The organism is Pseudophaeobacter arcticus DSM 23566 (genome assembly GCF_000473205.1).
GTDB lineage: Bacteria > Pseudomonadota > Alphaproteobacteria > Rhodobacterales > Rhodobacteraceae > Pseudophaeobacter > Pseudophaeobacter arcticus.
The window spans coordinates 3,753,228-3,772,672 of the sequence record NZ_KI421507.1 but is presented as its reverse complement, the minus strand read 5'-3'; the positions used below and the strand labels follow the sequence as shown (position 1 = coordinate 3,772,672).

Annotated in this window: 19 protein-coding genes; 8 read left to right on the top strand and 11 right to left on the bottom strand. The window is 57.5% G+C overall.

The features are described from left to right. Nucleotides 1-23 precede the first annotated feature (23 nt). Nucleotides 24-515 (top strand): divisome-associated lipoprotein DalA, encoded by a 492-nt coding sequence (gene dalA / locus ARCT_RS0122760; protein WP_027242145.1) that lies wholly within the window; start codon nucleotides 24-26, stop codon nucleotides 513-515. Between the two features lie 87 nt (nucleotides 516-602). Here dalA and ARCT_RS0122755 read toward each other — a convergent pair whose 3' ends face one another. The 8 genes from ARCT_RS0122755 to hslO all read right to left on the bottom strand — a co-directional run bounded on the left by ARCT_RS0122755 (nucleotide 603) and on the right by hslO (nucleotide 10,058). Next, a complete protein-coding gene (locus tag ARCT_RS0122755; protein ID WP_027242144.1) occupies nucleotides 603-1,127 on the bottom strand; it encodes a L,D-transpeptidase family protein in 525 nt (174 codons plus the stop codon). Nucleotides 1,128-1,193: 66 nt separating this feature from the next. Next, nucleotides 1,194-2,009: an ion transporter gene (locus ARCT_RS26760; RefSeq protein ID WP_036785348.1), complete on the bottom strand. Its 816-nt coding sequence runs from the start codon at nucleotides 2,007-2,009 to the stop codon at nucleotides 1,194-1,196. Between the two features lie 39 nt (nucleotides 2,010-2,048). Further along, nucleotides 2,049-3,296, bottom strand: a complete 1,248-nt coding sequence (locus ARCT_RS0122745; RefSeq protein WP_027242143.1) for a class I SAM-dependent RNA methyltransferase — start codon at nucleotides 3,294-3,296, stop codon at nucleotides 2,049-2,051. 100 nt (nucleotides 3,297-3,396) lie between these two features. Continuing rightward, complete coding sequence (locus tag ARCT_RS0122740; protein ID WP_027242142.1) at nucleotides 3,397-5,244, bottom strand: ABC transporter ATP-binding protein; 1,848 nt, start codon at nucleotides 5,242-5,244, stop codon at nucleotides 3,397-3,399. Continuing rightward, nucleotides 5,241-7,079 carry an ABC transporter ATP-binding protein gene (locus ARCT_RS0122735; protein WP_027242141.1) on the bottom strand — a complete coding sequence of 613 codons (1,839 nt, stop codon included), beginning with the start codon at nucleotides 7,077-7,079 and terminating at the stop codon, nucleotides 5,241-5,243. Before ARCT_RS0122735 ends, ARCT_RS0122740 begins: the two co-directional genes overlap by 4 nt. Nucleotides 7,080-7,310: 231 nt before the next feature. Next, nucleotides 7,311-8,468, bottom strand: a complete 1,158-nt coding sequence (locus ARCT_RS0122730; protein WP_027242140.1) for a CCA tRNA nucleotidyltransferase — start codon at nucleotides 8,466-8,468, stop codon at nucleotides 7,311-7,313. After that, nucleotides 8,465-9,061 (bottom strand): CoA pyrophosphatase, encoded by a 597-nt coding sequence (locus ARCT_RS0122725; RefSeq protein WP_027242139.1) that lies wholly within the window; start codon nucleotides 9,059-9,061, stop codon nucleotides 8,465-8,467. Before ARCT_RS0122725 ends, ARCT_RS0122730 begins: the two co-directional genes overlap by 4 nt. Continuing rightward, nucleotides 9,054-10,058 carry an Hsp33 family molecular chaperone HslO gene (gene hslO, locus ARCT_RS0122720; RefSeq protein ID WP_027242138.1) on the bottom strand — a complete coding sequence of 335 codons (1,005 nt, stop codon included), beginning with the start codon at nucleotides 10,056-10,058 and terminating at the stop codon, nucleotides 9,054-9,056. The genes ARCT_RS0122725 and hslO overlap by 8 nt, the downstream gene beginning before the upstream one ends. A 95-nt stretch (nucleotides 10,059-10,153) precedes the next feature. Here hslO and ARCT_RS26755 point away from each other — a divergent pair, with 95 nt between their 5' ends. After that, nucleotides 10,154-10,642, top strand: a complete 489-nt coding sequence (locus tag ARCT_RS26755) for an NUDIX hydrolase (RefSeq protein ID WP_051360963.1) — start codon at nucleotides 10,154-10,156, stop codon at nucleotides 10,640-10,642. Between the two features lie 259 nt (nucleotides 10,643-10,901). On the opposite strand, the gene ARCT_RS0122710 is transcribed toward ARCT_RS26755, so the two are convergent. Beyond that, nucleotides 10,902-12,173 carry a PP2C family protein-serine/threonine phosphatase gene (locus ARCT_RS0122710; protein ID WP_027242137.1) on the bottom strand — a complete coding sequence of 424 codons (1,272 nt, stop codon included), beginning with the start codon at nucleotides 12,171-12,173 and terminating at the stop codon, nucleotides 10,902-10,904. Between the two features lie 171 nt (nucleotides 12,174-12,344). Between ARCT_RS0122710 and ARCT_RS0122705 the strand changes: the two genes are divergently transcribed. After that, entirely contained in the window at nucleotides 12,345-12,668 is a 324-nt protein-coding gene (locus tag ARCT_RS0122705) for an Hpt domain-containing protein (protein ID WP_027242136.1), read from the top strand. Nucleotides 12,669-12,884: 216 nt separating this feature from the next. Here ARCT_RS0122705 and ilvA read toward each other — a convergent pair whose 3' ends face one another. Both ilvA and ARCT_RS0122695 read right to left on the bottom strand, forming a co-directional pair. After that, nucleotides 12,885-14,111 (bottom strand): threonine ammonia-lyase IlvA, encoded by a 1,227-nt coding sequence (ilvA, locus tag ARCT_RS0122700; protein ID WP_027242135.1) that lies wholly within the window; start codon nucleotides 14,109-14,111, stop codon nucleotides 12,885-12,887. Nucleotides 14,112-14,205: 94 nt separating this feature from the next. After that, nucleotides 14,206-14,799, bottom strand: a complete 594-nt coding sequence (locus tag ARCT_RS0122695) for a hypothetical protein (RefSeq protein WP_240476366.1) — start codon at nucleotides 14,797-14,799, stop codon at nucleotides 14,206-14,208. Between the two features lie 274 nt (nucleotides 14,800-15,073). On the opposite strand from ARCT_RS0122695, the gene ARCT_RS0122690 reads away from it, so the two are divergent. From ARCT_RS0122690 to ARCT_RS0122670, 5 genes are all read left to right on the top strand, one after another. Next, entirely contained in the window at nucleotides 15,074-16,300 is a 1,227-nt protein-coding gene (locus ARCT_RS0122690) for an argininosuccinate synthase (RefSeq protein ID WP_027242133.1), read from the top strand. Between the two features lie 158 nt (nucleotides 16,301-16,458). Then, nucleotides 16,459-17,505 (top strand): YjgN family protein, encoded by a 1,047-nt coding sequence (locus ARCT_RS0122685; RefSeq protein ID WP_027242132.1) that lies wholly within the window; start codon nucleotides 16,459-16,461, stop codon nucleotides 17,503-17,505. Further along, the gene (locus tag ARCT_RS26750; RefSeq protein WP_051360962.1) at nucleotides 17,502-18,539 is read left to right on the top strand and encodes a M48 family metallopeptidase; all 1,038 of its coding nucleotides are present in this window, start codon (nucleotides 17,502-17,504) and stop codon (nucleotides 18,537-18,539) included. The genes ARCT_RS0122685 and ARCT_RS26750 overlap by 4 nt, the downstream gene beginning before the upstream one ends. Nucleotides 18,540-18,588: 49 nt before the next feature. Beyond that, a complete protein-coding gene (locus tag ARCT_RS0122675) occupies nucleotides 18,589-19,041 on the top strand; it encodes a DUF1810 domain-containing protein (protein WP_027242131.1) in 453 nt (150 codons plus the stop codon). 116 nt (nucleotides 19,042-19,157) lie between these two features. Further along, nucleotides 19,158-19,442, top strand: a complete 285-nt coding sequence (locus tag ARCT_RS0122670) for an SCP2 sterol-binding domain-containing protein (RefSeq protein ID WP_027242130.1) — start codon at nucleotides 19,158-19,160, stop codon at nucleotides 19,440-19,442. The last annotated feature ends 3 nt before the right edge of the window (nucleotides 19,443-19,445 follow it).

Genomic DNA, 19,445 nt, shown 5'->3' with positions numbered 1-19,445 from the left:
CGAATGATAGAGCGAGACTTAAGATGAAGCGTGTATTTCTATTCCTGATGGCCGCTACTCTGGCGCTGGCCGCGGCCTGCACGCCGACAACCGAGTCCGGAAGTGGCGGCAAGGCCTACCGCATCCGCAACGCCGACAAGGTGCAGCTACGGATGCTGGATTCCGTCAATGCGCTCCGTCAGGCTGCGGCCGCACCACAGGTGCAGCTGAATGCGCAGCTGAATGCTGCCGCCGCCACCCATTCCCGTGACATGTCGGTGCAGAACCGGCCCTGGCACTTTGGGTCGGACGGTTCCTCCCCCTTGGACCGGGTTGCACGCACCGGATATACAGGCTCCGTTCTGGGTGAAAACATCTCTGAAACCTATGAAAATGAGCTTCAGACGCTCACCGCCTGGATGGAAGAGCCAAACACCCGCGCGGTGATCCTGGATCAAAAGGCGACCCAAGTAGGCTTTTCCTGGTTCCAAGAAGCCAATGGCAAAATCTGGTGGACGCTGGTGATGGCCAACTAGGCCGGTACAAAAAGCACCGCACAGCAAAAAGGGGCCGCCAGGGCCCCTTCTTCTTGGGTAAAACCGTCTCTTTTGTGAAGTGCGGTATTACGCCCGCAGCGCAATAGGCGTGCCATCGCGGACCATGGCATAGATCTCTTCGATCTCTTCGTTGCGCACAGCGATACAGCCTGCCGTCCAGTCCGACACCCGCGCGGCGCGTTTGCGCTCTTTTTCACTGTTCGGCTCACCATGAATAAAGATCTCGCCGCCGGGGCGTTTGCCCAGCGCATGGGCATAGGCCCGATCCGCAGCGTTTGGATAAGAGATACCAAGCGACAGATGGAAAGAGCTATTGGGGTTGCGCCGGTCGATGCGATACAGCCCTTCGGGGGTTTTGCCATCACCCTCGACACGTTTGTGACCTAGCGGCGCAAAGCCGAGATCCATCTTATATTCCCGCAAGATGCCTTCGCCGTTCAGCAAATAGACCTTGCGCGCACCCTTGTTGACCACAACGCTGGTCACCTCTGGCCCGTAATAGGTCTTAAAACGGCTCACATAATTGCTTCTGTCGCAGCCAGCCACTGCCAAGCTGGCAACTGCACTTAATCCGAATGCGCGTCTGTCCATGTCTTCTTCCTGTATGGCCTGCTCGCCTTTTTTAGCGCCATACCCCGAATCGGCAAAATGTCAAAATCACAACTTGCTGGCTCGTTGCTCAGCAGGCACGATATCGGCGGATTTCACCGCCTCAAGCTGCACCTCGATTGCCTTCAGGCGCTCCAGCACTTCGTCACGGTAGGCATCTGTCCGCTCCCCCTCTTCGGCAGAATGCGCATCCTGCATCGAGTTCACAATCAGACCGACCAACAGGTTCACCACCGCAAATGTTGTCACCATGATAAAGGGCACAAAGAAAGCCCAGGCATGAGGGTAAATCTCCATCACCGGCCGCACGATCCCCATGGACCAGCTTTCCAGGGTCATGATCTGAAACAGCGAATAACCCGATTGCCCCAGGGTGCCAAACCACTGCGGGAAACTGCTCCCAAAAAGTTTGGTCGCCATCACCGAGCCGATGTAAAAGATGATTGCCATCAGCAAAAAGACCGAGCCCATGCCCGGCAGCGCGGTGACAAAACCCTCAACCACCCGGCGCAGGCTGGGGGCCACGGAAATCACCCGCAACACCCGCAGGATTCGCAGGGCCCGCAGCACTGAAAATCCCTGCGCACCCGGAATCAGGGCGACACCAACGATCACAAAATCAAACAGGCTCCAGCCACTGAGGAAGAACTTGAAGCGCCGCACAATCAGCTTGAGCAGGATTTCGACGATAAAGACACCCAGGCAAATCTTGTCGATCAGATGGATCAGCTCGCCAGCCCGCGCCATCGCCACTTGCGAGGTTTCCAATCCCAGCGTCACCGCATTGACCATGATCACCGCCATGATGAGGCGGGTAAATCGGGTGTCTTCCAAAAGTCCGTTCAGGCGATCAATCACAGTCATCAGAATCTATCCGGCTCTGCTAGTCAGGGTAAAATTGGATCAGTCATCCAGCGTAAAGCTGGCAACCAGTTCGGTATGGGCCGACCATCTGAACTGGTCAACAACCTGCACCCAGTTGAGCCTATAGCCGGCTGCCACCAACGTCTTTGCATCACGGCCAAAGGTTACAGGGTTGCACGAAACATAGGCGATCACCGGCATCCGGGATTCGGCCAGCTGTGCCACCTGGGCCTCGGCCCCGGCGCGGGGTGGATCAATCACCGCCGCCTCGTAAAAGGCGCCAAAGGGTTTCAGGTCTTCGGGCAACAGTGGATTGCGAAACAGGTCCCGCACCTCGGCAGTGAGCCGTTTCAGCCCCTTACCCTGACGCCAGCCCAGGCTCAAAGCCTCGATCATCGCAGGCTCGCTTTCCAGCGCCAGGACCTCGGCATGGGAGGCCAAAGGCAGCGAAAAGGTGCCGCAGCCCGCAAAGAAATCAACGATGCGCTTGGCGCCCTTGGTGATCTCCAGAACACAGGCCAGCAGCGCCGCTTCGCCGTCACGGGTGGCCTGCATGAAGGAGCCCGGTGGCGGACAGATTCGTGCCGCGCCAAAGGCTTGCAAGGGCGGTTGCTCCATCGCCACCTGCTCATCCTCCCAGGTCAGACGCGCAACCCCGTGCTGCCCGGCCAGTTCAGCAAGCGCGCTGCGCAGAGCGCTGTCCAATGGTTTGCCGTCCCGCACCAGCACATCCAGCCCGGTTTCAGAGGTGGTGAGCGTCACAGAAAGCGGTGTCTTGCGGCTCGCGCCAGCCATCGCCAGGGCTTCGGCCAAGGGGATGGCAGCGATCAGATCCGGGGCCAGCAACTGGCAATCCGGGATCGGCGTAATCACCCCCGAAGCCCGTCCGTGAAACCCGGCCATGGCGCCCTTTTTGGTGCGCCGCACCGCCAGGGTGGCGCGTCGTCGCGACTGCGCTGGCGAGGTATGGATGGGGCGGAATGTGGTCTCCAGCCCCTGAGCCTGCAGCGCCTTTTGCACAATTCCCAACTTCCAGCTGGCGACAAAATCATCGCTGGCGTGCTGCAACTGGCAGCCACCGCAGGATTTGTAGTGGCGACAGGGCGCCTGAATGCGGTGTTCGGACGGAGTCTCGATACGGATATCCGTCAACTGCGTCCCCTCTTGCACGCCGCTCACCTGCTCATCTGGCAGGGTACGGGGGGCAAAAAGCGGGCCATGGGCGACTCCGTCGCCTTGATGGCCGAGTCGAAGGATTGTTGCTGTGGTTCTGGCTACATCTGTCATTCAGGCTAGATAGCGACTGCGGCCAAATGAAAAAAGGACAAAACCCGGCAATCGGAGAGAAAGCCGGGTTTTATGTACGCAGGCAGCGATTTTTGCAATATTACTCGGCTGCGGCACTGTCGTCTTCGTCGGTACAGATAAACCCGCCAGACTGACGCGCCCAGAATTGCGCATATAGCCCGCCCGAAGCCAGCAGTTCCGCATGGCTGCCAAGCTCGGCAATCTGCCCCTGCTCCATAACGACGATCCGGTCCATTTCGCTCAATGTTGACAGGCGATGCGCGATGGCGAGCACCGTCTTGCCCTGCATCACCCGTTCCAATGCGGTCTGGATCAGCGCCTCAACCTCGGAATCCAGCGCCGAGGTGGCCTCATCCATAATCAGAATCGGCGCGTCCTTCAGGATCGCCCGCGCCAGGGCAATCCGCTGCCGCTGCCCCCCTGACAGTTTTACGCCCCGTTCGCCAAGGAAGGCATCATAACCCCGACGTCCCTGCCCGTCTTCGAGGTCCAGAATAAACTCATGCGCCTCAGCCTGTTTTGCCGCTGCGATCAATTCTGCCTCGCTGGCATCAGGACGGCCATAAAGGATGTTTTGCCGTGCGGAACGATTGAACATCGCAGTTTCCTGAGTGACCATGCCAATCTGACCACGCAAAGAATCCTGCGTCACCCCGGCGATATCCTGCCCGTCAATCAGGATCTTGCCATCTTCCCCGTCATAGAGCCGCAGCAGCAGCGACACGAGGGTCGATTTCCCCGCCCCCGAGGCGCCAACAATGCCCAGTTTCTCACCAGGTTTGACGGAGAGCGATATATTGCGGATGCCGCCCAGATCGCGGCCATAGGCAAAGCCAACAGAGTCAAAGGTGATCGCCCCTTCCGTGACCTGCAAAGGCTCTGCTTTTTGCATATCTTCGACCCTGTCCGGGCGGGCCAGAGTCTTCATGCCGTTTTCAATCTCCCCCACGTTGGAGTAGATCGCCATCAGGGTGAAACTGACCCATCCCGTCATCTGGGCGATACGGATCGAGACGGCTCCGGCGGCGACAATATCGCCCTCGCTGGCCATCCCGTTGCGCCACAACAGCAGCGTCGCGCCGATCAAAAGCACCGGCAAAAGCCCCGCCAGGGTCATCAGACAGAACCGGAAGCTGGCCGCCAGATAGCCGAACTCCAGCGCGGTGTCGCGGAATTTCACCATCGCATCCTGGGCGCTGCGTTCCTCGTGGGTCGCATGGGCAAACAGCTTTACCGTCTTGATATTGGTAATGCTGTCCACCACCTGCCCCGAAACCATCGCCCGCGCGCCTGCGCGTTTGCCCGACCGCTGGCGCACCCGCGGCAGAAACCAGCGGATCAGGGCAAAATACCCCACCAGCCAGATCAAAAACAGCAGAGTAATACGGGAATCAATCGCCCCAAGCAGCGCCAGTGACCCCAGCAATGAGGCCAGGGCAAAGGCCACCACATTGATCATCTCGGTCGCAACCGAGGTCACAGCCGAGGCTGTCTGCATCTGCTTCTGCGCAATGCGCCCCGCAAAATCATCGTCAAAAAACCGCACCGACTGACCCAGCGTCCAGCGGTTGAGCCGCGACAACACCAGCGGGTTCACATTCGGCTGTACAATGATGGCATTGGACGCCGCAGAAAGCCCAAAAAGCACCGGACGCACCAGCATGAAAAAGCCCAGCGCGCCCAGGATCACCAGCAGATTGCCACTGGTAAAAAACGCATCCGGCCCGCTGGCCAGCGCGGTGTCGATCACCAGCCCCAGGAAGAAGGCCGTCCCGGCCTCCATTGCCCCTGCAAAAGCAGAAATCGCCGCCGCCAGAATGAGCATCGGCCAGGCTCCGGCCAGCACCCAACGCAGGAAACCACCCAATTGTTGTGGCGGTGGCCCCTTGGCGGGCTGAAACGCGTCGATCAGATTGCCTAGTTTCATTCTGCTGCCTCGATATTCAAAAAACCACCGGACTGGCGCGCCCAGAACTGGGCATAAAGCCCTTGAGCCTGCAACAGCTCCTCATGGCAACCCTGCTCTGCGATTTTCCCGTCATCCAGTACCAGAATGCGGTCCATCTGTGCGATGGTGGACAGTCGATGTGCAATGGCAATCACCGTCTTGCCCTCCATCATCCCATATAGGGTCTCTTGAATGGCGGCCTCGACCTCAGAATCCAGCGCCGAAGTGGCCTCGTCCAGCAGCAGAATTGGTGCATCCTTCAGGATCACCCGCGCCAGGGTGATGCGTTGGCGCTGCCCACCAGAAAGCTTGACGCCGCGCTCCCCCACATGGGCATCATAACCACGCCGCCCCTGCGGATCTTCCAGATCCAGAATGAAGTCATGCGCCTGCGCCTGTTTGGCTGCGGCCAGGATCTGCTCCTCGCTGGCATCCGGGCGCCCATACAGCAGGTTATCGCGGACCGAGCGATGCAACAGGGCGCTGTCCTGCTGCACCATGCCGATAGTGCTGCGCAGACTGTCCTGGGTAACGCTGGCGATATCCTGACCATCGATCAGGATCTGGCCCGCATCCGGATCATAAAACCGCAACAGCAGCTTGACCAAAGTCGACTTGCCAGCCCCCGAGCGCCCCACCAGACCAATTTTTTCGCCCGGCTTGATGGTCAGGTTCAGGTGATCCAACCCGCCAGCCTCGCGACCATAGTGATGCGACAGATCTTTCAATGCAACCTCCCCCTGGCTCAGACGCAGGGGCGCGGCATTGGCAACATCCACCAGATCAATGGGCTGGGCAATGGTCTCCATGCCCTCGGCCACCACACCAAGTTGTCGGAAGAACGAGGTGAGCGCCCACATGATCCAGCCGGTCATGGCGTTCAACCGCAGAGTCAGCGCCGTTGCTGCTGCCACCACCCCGGCAGAGGCCGCCCCGATCATCCACAGATGCAGCGCCCAGCCGACAACGCCAACTATCAGCAGCCCGTTCAAGGACACCAGAACCGCATCCATCACGGTAAAGATGCGCATTTCCTTCTGAAAGGTCTCGCGCGTCTTCTCGATCGCGTCTTTGGCATAGGAAAGCTCCCGGTCGTCATGGGCGAACATCTTGACCGAATGGATATTCGAATAGCTGTCCACCACCCGGCCCGTCACGGTCGAGCGCGCATCTGAGGCCGCCTGGCTGGCCGGTCCCACCCGCTGTATCGTCCAGCGCACGAGCAGGGCATAAAGCCCAAACCAGATCAGCAATGGCAGCATCAGTCGCGGATCGGCCACCATCAGCATGATTGCCGCGCCCACCAGATAGGCCAAAGAAAAGGTAATGGCGTCAAAGACCTGAAACACCACCTCGCCCGCAGCGGGCGGCGTCTGCATGATGCGATTGGCAATCCGGCCGGCAAAATCATTCTCAAACCAGGACACCGACTGACGCAGCACATGTTTATGCGCGCGCCAGCGGATCAAGGTGCCAAAGTTCGGCAGAATGGCGTTATTGAGCAGCAAGACATCCGCCAGCTGCAGGAGCGGACGCAACAACAGGATGAACAGCGCCACCAGAATGAATTCGGTGCCGTAGCTCTGCCAGACCTGTTCTGGCGGGTTGGACAGCAGATCAACCACCCGGCCCATGTAATAGATCAGGCCAATTTCGATTGCGGCCACCACCACCGACATACAGGCGGTCAGGATGAACACCCCCCTAAACGGCTGAGAATAGGCCTTTAGAAAGGGCCAAAGCCGCGTCGGCGGCTGGTCCGTTTCCGGGTAATCGCAATAGGGATCGATCAGATTTTCAAAAAAACGAAACATGACAGTGTGCTCCAGTTACTTGAGCAAATAGGGAATGCAAAAATGCAGACAAGAGGCGTGACCGTGCCCCCCTTCAAAACGGGTGGTACGGCGTTAGCTAAACCAGATCCCGTAATACATTCGCATTCCTCCCGGCATGATTGTTTTGGCTAAGGCAGAATTAGCCATAAATTCCATCGCCTGTCACCATCAGATTTCTTGCCTGCAGGGCAGAGAGGTGCCTCTGTGGCGCTATTTCAACTGTTGCAGCAGCTCTGCACGGCCCAGGGTAAAACCCGAGGTGATCCAGGCTTGTTCCAGCTGTTTCAGGGCCGTGCCAAGCGCAACCCCCGACAGATCCGGCATCAGATCAGTCGCAACAATCGGAAAGACCGCATCCGCACCACGCGTCAGATCAGTCTCTAATTCAGGCGAAACTGGCTGCTCCAAAAGCGCTGCCCGCAACAGGCAGGCGCTGCGGGCCAGGTCCCGCCCCAGCCGGTAGCTCAGCTCAATCGTTGTGGCAGAGCCACTGGCGGCATCGCGCAGCTGTACCAGTTGGCGGACCTCTGCCTTGCTCAATCGCAAATGCGCCTGCATCTCAGCACCGCCCAGCGCTGCCAGGCGGCGGATGGGGTCTGCGGGAACCCCGGCCTCCCAATGGATCAGCGGTGCCAGCGCGCGATCATCTGTCCCCGGAAGAATTTGTCCCAACACCCCAAGTTGGCGCATCACTGCAATCGCAGGCGCCGGATCCGGCGCGCTCAGCAGTTTCAGCAGCTCAGCCGTGACACGTTCCAGCGACAGCTGCGACAGCCCGTCGAGATTGGCGGCAATTGCAGCCAGGGCATCAGGATCAAACCCGGCTTGGCTATCACCATACCAAGCGTGAAACCGGAAATAACGCAGGGCGCGCAGATAGTCTTCGCGAATGCGGTTTTCAGCGGTGCCAATAAAGCGCACCCGGCGCGCCGTCAGGTCTGCCATGCCGCCCAGGGGATCGACAATTGCGCCATCGGGGCGCGCATAGATCGCATTCATGGTGAAATCGCGGCGCGCTGCATCCTCGGCTATCTCTTTGGAAAAGGCCACCACAGCGCGGCGACCATCCGTTGCAACATCCTTGCGAAACGTCGTCACCTCATGGGGAATACGGTTTTGCACCAGCGTCACCGTGCCATGATCAATCCCCGTTGGGATCGCCTTAATGCCGGCGGCTTTGGCCAGGGCCAACACCTCATCTGGGCTGGCATCGGTGGCAATATCAATGTCGGAAACCGGCACGCCCATCAATGCATTGCGCACACAGCCGCCGACAAACAGGGCCGCCCCACCCTGTGCGGTCAAGGCCGCGCAAACAGCTTGAGTTGCCGGGTTGGTCAACCAAGGCTGTTCCGCCAAAAGGGTCATGACTGCAGGACCCCGGCAAGATTGCGCAGCATCCGCGCTGTGGCGCCCCAGATATAATAGGGGCCAAAGGGCACCGTGTAATAGTGCCGCCGGGTGCCGCGCCAACTGCGTGAGGTCACGATATAGTTGTCCGGATTCAGCACATGGCTGAGCGGCACGGAAAAGACCTCGGCCACTTCCCCGGCTTCGGGACGGATGTCAAAGGGCTCATGCAGCAGCGCCACCACGGGGGTCACCTGAAAACTGGTGACGGTTTCGTGGCTGGGCAGAAGGCCGATGACCTCTGGCAGGTCCTTGGGCAGACCAATCTCCTCCCAGGCTTCGCGCAGGGCGGCGGCGGTGACATCCACGTCGCCCTCATCCACCTTGCCACCAGGAAAGGCGATCTGGCCGGGGTGGTGTTTCAGCGCCGACGATCGTTTGGTCAGGATGACCCGTGGCGCCTCTTCAACCAGCGAGATCGCCACCAGAACCCCGGCCGGGCGCAGCCTGCGGTCTTTGGGCAGGGCGAGGTCGGGATTGAGATCAAAATCGGAGGATCCCTCTCCCTGATCCGCCAGCACGGCCTTCAGACTGTGCCGCAGATCACGCATCTTTAGCAGTTTCAGCCGCAGCTGTTTCCGCTTCAAAGCCAACCGTTTTGGGGTCCAGATCATAATGAGCGCTGCAGAACTGACAGTCGGCTGTCACCCGGCCCTCATCCGTGGTCATGGTCGCGATATCCTTGGCCGAATAGATCGACAGGCTTTGACGGACGCGATCCTCGGAACAGGTGCAGCCAAAATGCACCGCCTGCGCATCATAGACCCGTGGCTCTTCCTCGTGGAACAGGCGCAGCAGCAGCTCGGTTGGGGTCACCGAGGGGCCAATCAGCTCCAGCTCTTCGACGGTGTTCAGCAGGGTATTGACGCGATTCCAGTTTTCCTCTGCCTCACCTTCGACCAGATCAGCAGCCCGAAGCGAGGCACCGCTGCCCTCAGCACCGGAGGCCACAAAAGGCGAGGCCTTTGGCATATGCTGCATCATCACGCCGCCGGCGCGCCAGTGTTCAGCAACACCCGGGCTGGAGGATTTCCCATAGGTGAGGGTAAAGGTCGTCGGCAGCTGCTCGGACTGGGCAAAGTAGGCGCCAGCACAGGCGGCCAGCGATTCGCCATCCAGCGCGGCGATACCCTGATAGGGTTTGGTGTCTTCGCCCTGGTTGATCATCACGGCAAAATAGCCTTCTCCCACCTGATCAAATGGCGCGGCATCTGTCAGACGGTCGGCATCATAGCTGGCATAGGCGCGAATGCGGGCTGGCTCGCCCTCGCTCTGAGGGGCGTAGTAATCGGTGGCGATCATCCGCACCGGTCCTTTGGACTGCACCTGCAACGACAGCTTCCAGCGCAGTTTCACCGTCTGCCCAATCATCGCGGTAAGCAGCGCCATCTCGGCCACCAGAGCCTCGACCTGGGGCGGATAGTTGTGTTGTTTCAAAATGCCATCCAGCGCCGAATCAAGCCGCACCACACGGCCCCGCATATCGGATGCATCAAGCTGAAAAGGCAGGACGGTATCGTCCCATGCGATTTTTGATCCAAGAGTCATTTTTGATCCAACGGTCATGGGGGTTTCCTTAGGCGCCGGTGATTGGCATATCGAGCCTATATAGGGTTTTCCACGATAGAGTGAAGGGGGCGCAAATGATCAGACGGTTTGGCGAGGTGCCACGGCAAAATCAGCGATACCAAATGCGCCCCGGCGCCTATGCAATTCTGCCGCGCAACGGACGGCTTTTGCTGACGTGTCAATTGGACCCGCACCCTGACATCCAGCTGCCCGGAGGCGGTATCGATCCCGGCGAATCGCCCCTGCCCGCCCTGCACCGCGAGGTCTATGAGGAAACCGGCTGGTCCATTGCCGCCCCCAAAAGGCTGGGCGCATTTCGGCGCTACACCTTCATGCCGGAATACGATCTTTGGGCGGAAAAACTGTGCCACATCTACCTGGCACGCCCTTTGCGCAGACTGGGCCCGCCTGCCGAAACCGGCCATAAAGCGGTTTGGATGCAGCCGGAGGAGGCGATTCTACGCCTTGGAAATGACGGAGATCGCCACTTTGCCAATCTGTTCTGCAGACGCAGCCAAATCAAAACAATGCCCAATTGCTCCCGCCCCTTTTTGAAGGGCTAAAGCCAATCAACAGGGTTGGGCCGGGCAGCACGCCAAGGCGTGCTGCGGTTGGCTCGTTTTTCTCAGGGCAGCGCTGCAAGACAGATCTGTCCAAATTCAAAAGCTCAAAGCCGCGCGCAACCGCAGACCGCTTTAGCGGTCTGCCAGGCCCAACAAGAGCTGATTATCTTTGATAATCTGACGATTGGCGGGAGCATCTCTGGTCTCGAACAATCCGTGGTCCAATCCTTAGGCACCTTTGCGAAGGTCAAACGTGACCTCAAGGGCCTTCATATTCAAACAGGGTTGCGGACACGTCATCCTCTAGCCCGTGTTCCTGCGACATGATCTGAGTGAGGTTCCAATACAGATCATCCAGGAATTCTTTGCCGCTCTGACGCGCATCGCATTTACTGACGAGATCCAGCAAACCTTCGACCTCAAGCATCTCGCCGTTCTCCAGCCGTGCTTCGGTAAAGCCATCAGAATAGAGCAACAGCCGGTCGCCCTTTTCCAGAACAACTTCTTCCTGACTATAGCTGATATCCGGCACCAATCCGATGGGAACGCCACCTTTGCCCAAGAATTCAGTGCTGCCATCACGCCGCAACAGCAGTGGATGCGGATGCCCGGCCTGCACCATCTTCAGCACACCGCTGCGCAGATCCACGACACAATAGGCCATGGTAAAGTATTCTTCGATGCCCGTATCCGCGATCAGGCGGGCGTTCAGCAAACGGGCAACTTCATCCGGCGGGCGCAGCGCGTAGAATCGTTTGAACCGCTGCTCCATAGCGACATTCTGATCAAAATAGGTCGACGACAAATAGCCCCCCAGACGGGCTGTCATCATCGCCGAAGTAATCCCATGTCCGGACACATCAATCGAATAAAAACCGATCCGGTTCACCCCAGGACAAAACATGCCAACCAGATCGCCACCGATATGGCCACAGGGTTTGAGCAACAAGCTGACGGTAGAAGACCCAAACTTCTTTGAGAGTTCGGGCACCAGGGATTCCTGTATCTTGCGGGCCTGGATAAGATCTTTGTCGATTGCGTCGTAGACGCTCTGCAACTCGTCCAGAGTGTCGGAAACGATCCGGTTCTTTTCTGACAGCTCTCGCTGCATTTTCAGGATACGTTCCCCTGCCGAGATCCGCGCGCGCAGCTCATCCGAGCTCACCGGCTTGGTCAGGAAATCGTCAGCCCCGGCGTCCAAACCTTCGGCCACCTCGTTCTTCTCGCTTTTGGAGGTCAGCAGAATGAAATAGGCATAATTGTCTTTGGATTGTTCGCGAAAGGCATGGCAAAATTCCAGCCCATTCATCCCCGGCATCATCCAATCGCTGAGAATCAGGTCAGGCGGATCCTCGCGGCAAATCTCCATTGCCGCCTCTCCGCTTTCGGCCTCAACAACGTCAAATCCCCATTTTTGCAAGGAGGCAACCAGAATACGACGCTGCAAACGACTATCATCGACCACCAACACACGGTTGATCGACCCGCTCATAGCGTGTTCCTCGTTGTCCAGTGAACTGTCCGGCAGCACCCTCGGCACCTCTTACAAAATGATCGCGGTCTTCTATCTGCTGTCACTATCAGGGCAGACCTTTAATAGGATATGAATATTGAAAATTGTCCCACACCACCTTTTTCACCATAAATTTACTACATACAAACTAACTGTCTCTCTCAAACTGAAGGCAAATAGGAACACGCAATGATAGACTGGCCTCGGGTAAAAGAGCTGAAAGACGAGATCGGCCAAGATGATTTTGGCGAAGTTGTGGAACTTTTTCTGGAAGAAGTCGAAGAAATTATCAACAAACTTCGTGGTGATGATCGCAGTCAGCTTGAACAGGATCTGCATTTTCTCAAGGGCTGCGCCCTAAACCTAGGGTTTGGCAGCTTTTCAAAGCTCTGCCTGCAAGGCGAACGCCAGGCCGCTGAAGGCGGTGCCGACCAGGTCGATCTGCCTGCTATCCTGGATATGTTTGAAGCTTCAAAACAAAGCTTTCTTACGGAACTCCCCAACCAGGGCTAGATCACGACATCCAAGGATGCTGTCTCGTATTTCAGCTTTATCAAACGGATCTGACATCTAGTGCCTATTCTGTGATCTGCGGCCTTTGCCCAAGGTTGCCCCCGGCGACAAACACCCCACCACCAGCAAAACCCGCACTATGGAAATCTTGCACAGACGCGCGGCCCACCCGCCCTGTCAACACGCGTCACCAGACCTCCCCGTCAGCGCAACGCCTCAAATCAGAAACTGCGCCAAGGTCTCATCATTGGTGATATCTGTGTAGGACATGCCGGCCGCATCCAGCCGCGCAAAAAAATCAGCAAAATTCTCTGGGCGTTTGGTTTCAATCCCAATCAGAACCGAGCCAAAGTTACGTGCCGACTTTTTCAAATATTCAAATCGGGCAATGTCATCCTCGGGGCCAAGAAACCCCAGAAACTCTTTCAACGCGCCCGGTCGCTGTGGCAGCCGCAGCAAGAAATATTTTTTAACGCCAGAGTAGCGCTGTGCCCGTTCTTTGACCTCGGGCAGCCGTTCAAAATCAAAATTTCCGCCAGAGGTAACGCAAACAACCGTCTTGCCCCGAATCCAGGTCCGCAGATCGCCCAGCGCCTCGACCGCCAAAGCCCCGGCTGGTTCCAGAACGATTCCCTCGACATTCAGCATCTCGATCATGGTGGTGCAGACCCGGTCCTCGGGCAGTGCAATCACATCCGGCAAGGGCACATGCTTCAGCACCTCAAAAGGACGCTGCCCCAGCCGCCCCACTGCGGCGCCATCAACAAAGGTATCAACCTTGTCCAGGGACACCGGATGCCCGGCTTTGAGAGCTGCGCGCAGACAGGCGCCACCCGCAGGTTCGACATAAAGACTGTGCACCCGGTCGCCAAACCAGCTGGTCACCCCGGCAGACATGCCACCGCCGCCCACTGGCAAAATCACATGATCGGGTAGGCCGCCCAGCTGCGCCTCAATCTCAACCGCGATGGAACTTTGCCCCTCGATGACATCGGCATCATCAAAGGGCGACAGGAAATGCCCGCCCTCACGGGCGCACCAATCCTGAGCCGCAGCCAGAGTGACGTCAAAGTAGTCGCCCACCAGGTGGATCTCGACATTGTCGCCGCCAAACATCCGGGTTTTCTGGATCTTCTGCTGCGGTGTGGTCACCGGCATAAAGATCACGCCCTTGACGCCCATGTGTTTGCACATGAAGGCCACGCCCTGCGCGTGATTGCCAGCAGAGGCACAGACAAACAGCTCCTTGTCTGGTTGCTTGCGCATGGCATTATAGGCGCCCCGGATTTTATAAGACCGGACCGGACTCAGATCTTCACGCTTGAGGTAGATATCAGCCCCGAAGCGCTCGGACAGGTGGACGTTTCTCTGTAGCGGCGTGGGCGGAAACACATCGCGCATCGCCGCTTCGGCCGCACGGGCCTGGGTCATAAAATCGGTCATACCCCTTGAGTGGCGTAACCCCGCCCCCAAGGCAAGGGGCAGGATCAAAGCATACCGAAGAATACCGCCCTAGGCGCCAACAGCCGGTTAAATCTCAAAGTGAGCGGCCCTGAACGCTGATGCCATAAACAGTGGTCAAAATGCTGATTCCCACCATCGAATAGGCCCATTGCAGGGCTGCAATTAGGGCCATGCCCAATAAGGTGCTGAGCGGAAACACAGCAAAGACAACAACAAGCCCAAGACCCATGGCCGACAAGGCCAAGATCAGAGCGGCGATCAACACAGCGCCGGAAATCTGCTCGGTTGCAGCCCAGGCCGCCTTTACACCTAGACTCTCACCAAGCGCCGCAGCGGGCAACAGGGGGGACAAACGATAAAAAACCCAAATGACACAAACCAGAATTGCAAAAACAGCGACAACAAAAAGTGGCATGAGATTAAAGGTCAACAGCCCGACCAGTGCGCCAACCAAACCCGCGCCAAAACCCAAAACCAGGCCAACAATTAGCGCAGTGAAGAAATAGGCCAGCATCCGTTTTCCGTGAAACGGTGGAATAGGACCCGAGGTTTCCTCCAGCAAGACATAGCGGTGCCAGGCCACAGCGACCCAAACGCCAACAACTGCCATCGCCAGCTGAAGCAGGACATCTGCCCCCGACATTGGATGCGCTGTGCGAGCGTTCATGGGGGAACCCGCCGATGTGCCAAAAGCGAGCGATAGAACCATCACCAAAATAAGCGGCCAAGAGATTAGAACAGCATCATTTATGTTGTGTTTCAGCAAAAACACCGAGTGAGAAAAAATTTTCCAACCAGTCACGGCCAACTATCTCCTAATGTGAAGCATACAATTTCTGATCACGTTATGGGAGTGTGAAACAAAGGAAAAGCCCTTCTAATCCTTGCCCTCACGCCTGAAACCCGCTATCGCCCAGTCGATCTGACTGAGAGGAAATTCCATGTCCGCGCCCAAGAAAGTTGTGCTGGCCTATTCCGGTGGCCTTGATACCTCAATCATCCTGAAGTGGCTGCAGACCGAATATGGCTGCGAAGTTGTCACCTTCACCGCCGATCTCGGCCAGGGTGAAGAGCTGGAGCCCGCCCGTAAAAAGGCTGAGCTGCTCGGCATCAAACCTGAAAACATCTATATCGAAGACGTCCGCGAAGAATTCGTGCGGGACTTTGTCTTCCCAATGTTCCGCGCCAATGCCGTCTATGAGGGTCTCTACCTGCTGGGCACCTCGATCGCGCGGCCGCTGATCTCCAAACGTCTGGTGGAAATCGCCGAAGCCACTGGCGCCGACGCGGTTGCCCATGGCGCCACCGGCAAGGGCAACGACCAGGTGCGGTTTGAACTGGCCGCCTATGCGCTGAACCCCGACATCAAGGTCATCGCGCCTTGGCGCGAATGGGATCTGACCTCGCGCACCCGTCTGCTGGAATTTGCCGAGGCAAACCAGATCCCCGTGGCCAAGGACAAGCGCGGCGAAGCCCCCTTCTCGGTGGATGCCAACCTGCTGCACACCTCATCTGAGGGCAAGGTTCTGGAAGATCCCGCCGTCATGGCGCCCGACTACGTCTACCAGCGCACCGTGCACCCCGAAGATGCCCCAAATGAGCCCGAGTTCATCGAAGTCGGCTTTGAAAAGGGCGATGCCGTCTCGATCAATGGTGAGGCGATGTCGCCTGCCACCATCCTGACCAAGCTCAATGAGTACGGCGGCAAACACGGCTGCGGGCGTCTTGACCTGGTTGAGGGCCGTTTTGTTGGCATGAAGTCACGCGGCATCTACGAGACCCCCGGCGGCACCCTGCTGCTTGAGGCCCATCGCGGTATTGAATCCATCACCATGGACCGTGGCGCCATGCATCTCAAAGACGAGCTGATGCCAAAATATGCCGAGCTGATCTACAACGGCTTTTGGTACAGCCCCGAGCGTGAAATGCTGCAAGCCGCCATCGACGCCAGCCAGACCCATGTCACCGGCACTGTGCGTCTGAAGCTCTACAAAGGCTCCGTCAGCTGCGTTGGCCGCTGGTCGGATCACACGCTCTATTCCGAGGCCCATGTGACCTTTGAAGAAGATGCCGGCGCCTATGACCAGACCGATGCCGCGGGCTTTATCCAGCTCAACGCGCTGCGTCTTAAACTGCTGGCCGCCCGCGATCGTCGCCTGAAGAAGTAAGCGACTATAAACAAAGAGTTTTTTAAGGGGCTGCACCTAATGGTGTGGCCCTTTTTTGCAACAGTCATGTGGCGAGTTCAACTTTAGAATAGTTCTATCTGTTTCAAATACAACCTCAGCACTACCAGCTTTCGACATTGGTTTTTCGGAGTTTTACAATGTCGTCACAGGAAGATTTTGAGTTTCGCGGCACTGCACGGGAATGGTTTGGCATCTGGATCGTCAACCTGCTGCTGTCGGTCCTCACCCTGGGGATCTATTCAGCCTGGGCCAAGGTCCGCAGCAAGAAGTACTTTTACCAGAACACCTGGGTCGCGGGGCGCAACTTTGACTATCACGCCACGGGTAAGCAGATCCTGATTGGCCGCCTGATCGTAATCGGTGCGCTGCTGGTCTATGCGCTTGCGTCAGCCTTTGCCCCACCGCTTGCCCTGGTCATTATCATAGCCGTCTTGCTCTGCATGCCAATTCTCATTGTGCGCAGCGCCAAGTTCAATGCCCGCAACAGCAGCTGGGGCAATGTCCGTTTTAATTTTGATGGCGAAACCGGTGACGCCTACCGGGTCTATATGGGGATCCCGATCCTCGTCGCGCTTAGCCTTTACACGACCTTCCCATTTTTGGAACGCGCCATCCAGCGCTTTGCCATCAATGGTCACAGCCTGGGCAAAACCCGGTTCCATTTTGACAGTAGCATCGGCCCTTTTTACAAAGCCTTTCTTGTGGCAGCGGTTTTTGGCGTCCTGGGATTTCTGGGCTTTGGCCTTTATGTCATCCCAAGCTTTATAGATCTTGCGGGGGCCTCTGACCTGGATGCCCAAAGAAAGATCATAGCCACCATGACCGTGGGATATATCTTTCTTCTGATTACAGTTTCGCTAGGTGGTTTCATCTACATGACCATGCTGCGTAATCTCGTCTATGCCGCGACCACTTTGGGCGCCAAGCAACACGGCTTCCGCTCTGCCCTTTCGGTCGGGTCCATGCTGTGGCTGGCGCTGACAAATGCCCTGGCTGTCATCTGTACACTCGGCCTGATGCTGCCCTGGGCACAGGTGCGTATGCATCGCTACCTGGCGCAGAAGACCACCCTGTTGCCAAATGGAACCCTGGAAGAGTTCACCGGCGAAATCATCAGCGACACAAATGCCATTGGCGATGCCTATTCGGATATCGAAGGAATTGACCTGGATATCGCACTTTGAACGACGGGCAGGATCTTCGGATCCAGGGCCGGGCCTTTGCGCCCGGTTCTTCTGCCTTTGTAGAGGCCGAGATGACGGTCACAAAAGACAAGGTCTTTCTGATTGATCCGCACACCAACCAACTGCTGGCCCAATCTGCACGGAATCTGGTGAAACTGGACAATCCCGTTGGCACGGGTCCGCGCAACAGTCATTTCCCGGATCACTGGATGTTTCAGACCTTTGATCCGCAGATCTCCACTACCCTGCAAGAACCCCTGAGCAATCGGCTCCTGCGCCATTTTGAGATCTTCAGCCCCCGTCTTGGCCTGGTGATTGCCGTGACGCTTGCCGCTTGCTTTGCTGTCTGGAAATGGGGGCTTCCGGTTCTTGTAGCCCTGGCCGTCTGGATGACCCCAAACGGAGTTTTACGCCAAATTGATGCCTCCAGCCTCGCCTCCCTTGATCGCTTTTTGGCCTCAGACAGCCAGTTGTCCAAAGAGCAACGCACAGCCCAGCAAGCCGTGCTAAATCAGCTCCTGCCCCATGTGGACCTACCCGGTCGAGAGATCCAACTGACATTCCGAAAAATTGCCAACGCCGGCCCCAATGCCCTGGCCCTGCCCGGCGGCACCATCGTATTGACGGATGAGCTGGTCAGTAAATTTGCCAAGGATCCGGATCTGATCGCCGGAGTCCTGGCCCATGAAATTGGTCATGTCGCCGAAAGCCACAGCCTGAAACAGCTGTATCATTCCCTGTCAGTCTACCTGTTGATTGCGCTTCTTGCCGGCGATGTTGGCCCCATACTCGACAGCCTGGCACTCGAGGGGCAGACTATTGTGAACCTCTCCTTTTCACGCCGCCACGAATTGCAAGCCGATACCTATGCGCTGCACCTGATCAGCAAAGCCGGGTACTCAAAGGAGGGCCTGCGACGCTTCTTTGAGGCAATCAAAACCCATGATGGCGGCAGTGATTGGCTGTCCAGCCACCCCCAAAGCCGCGACCGCATCCGAAATATTGATAGTTTCAAAGAGCGTCTGGCGCAGTAGTTCCGCATCCGCTAGGGTCTGGAAAATATCGGCGCAGACGGAGTTTGGAATGACTGATCAAGAGGATGACCTCTTTGAAGATGATTTCGCGGAAGAGCTGGAGATGTTTGTCGAAGCCCAGGACACCGTCTGGGCAGATGTCTTGGCAGAGCTGAAAGCCGGCAAAAAAACAACCCATTGGATGTGGTTCGTCTTTCCCCAGCTGGCAGAACTTGGCCAGTCCCATATGGCGCAGCTTTACGGCATCGAAGACCTCTCGGAAGCCACTGCTTATCTGGGCCATGACGTCCTGCGCAGCCGACTGATTGAGGTTTCCAAGCTGATGCTCACGCATCAGGGACAAGACCCTGCAACAATTCTCGGCACGACGGATGCCAAAAAACTGCGCTCTTGCATGACGCTTTTTGCCGCCACCCCCGACGCGCCAGATATCTTTGCCGAGGTTCTCGCCACCTTCTTTGCAGCCAGCCCCTGCGAAGCAACCCTCGAAGCAATCGCCTAATACTGGCTCTGCCTCCAGCCCTCTTGACCTTTGTCTGTCGCTTGCCGCCTCGTCAGGGTTGCGAGCTGCGTTTGGCTTGCTTACCCATTTGGTGACATTCACTTGGGGGGTATCTGATGGCGCTACACGACATTGCAGAAGGCATATCCGAGGTGCTTCAGGGCAAAGCCTTTGAGGGCTCATTGAAATTTGATTGTGGCAACGACGGCGTCATCATTCTGGCCGACGGCACCGCATCCACCACCAATCGCGACACCGATTGCACCATCACGCTCAGCCAGGACAATCTGGTGAAACTGCTCACTGGCAAGTTGAACCCGATGACCGGCGTGATGATGGGCAAGCTCAAAATCTCTGGCGATATGGCCACCGCGATGAAGCTGGGCAAGCTGATCGGCTGAGCT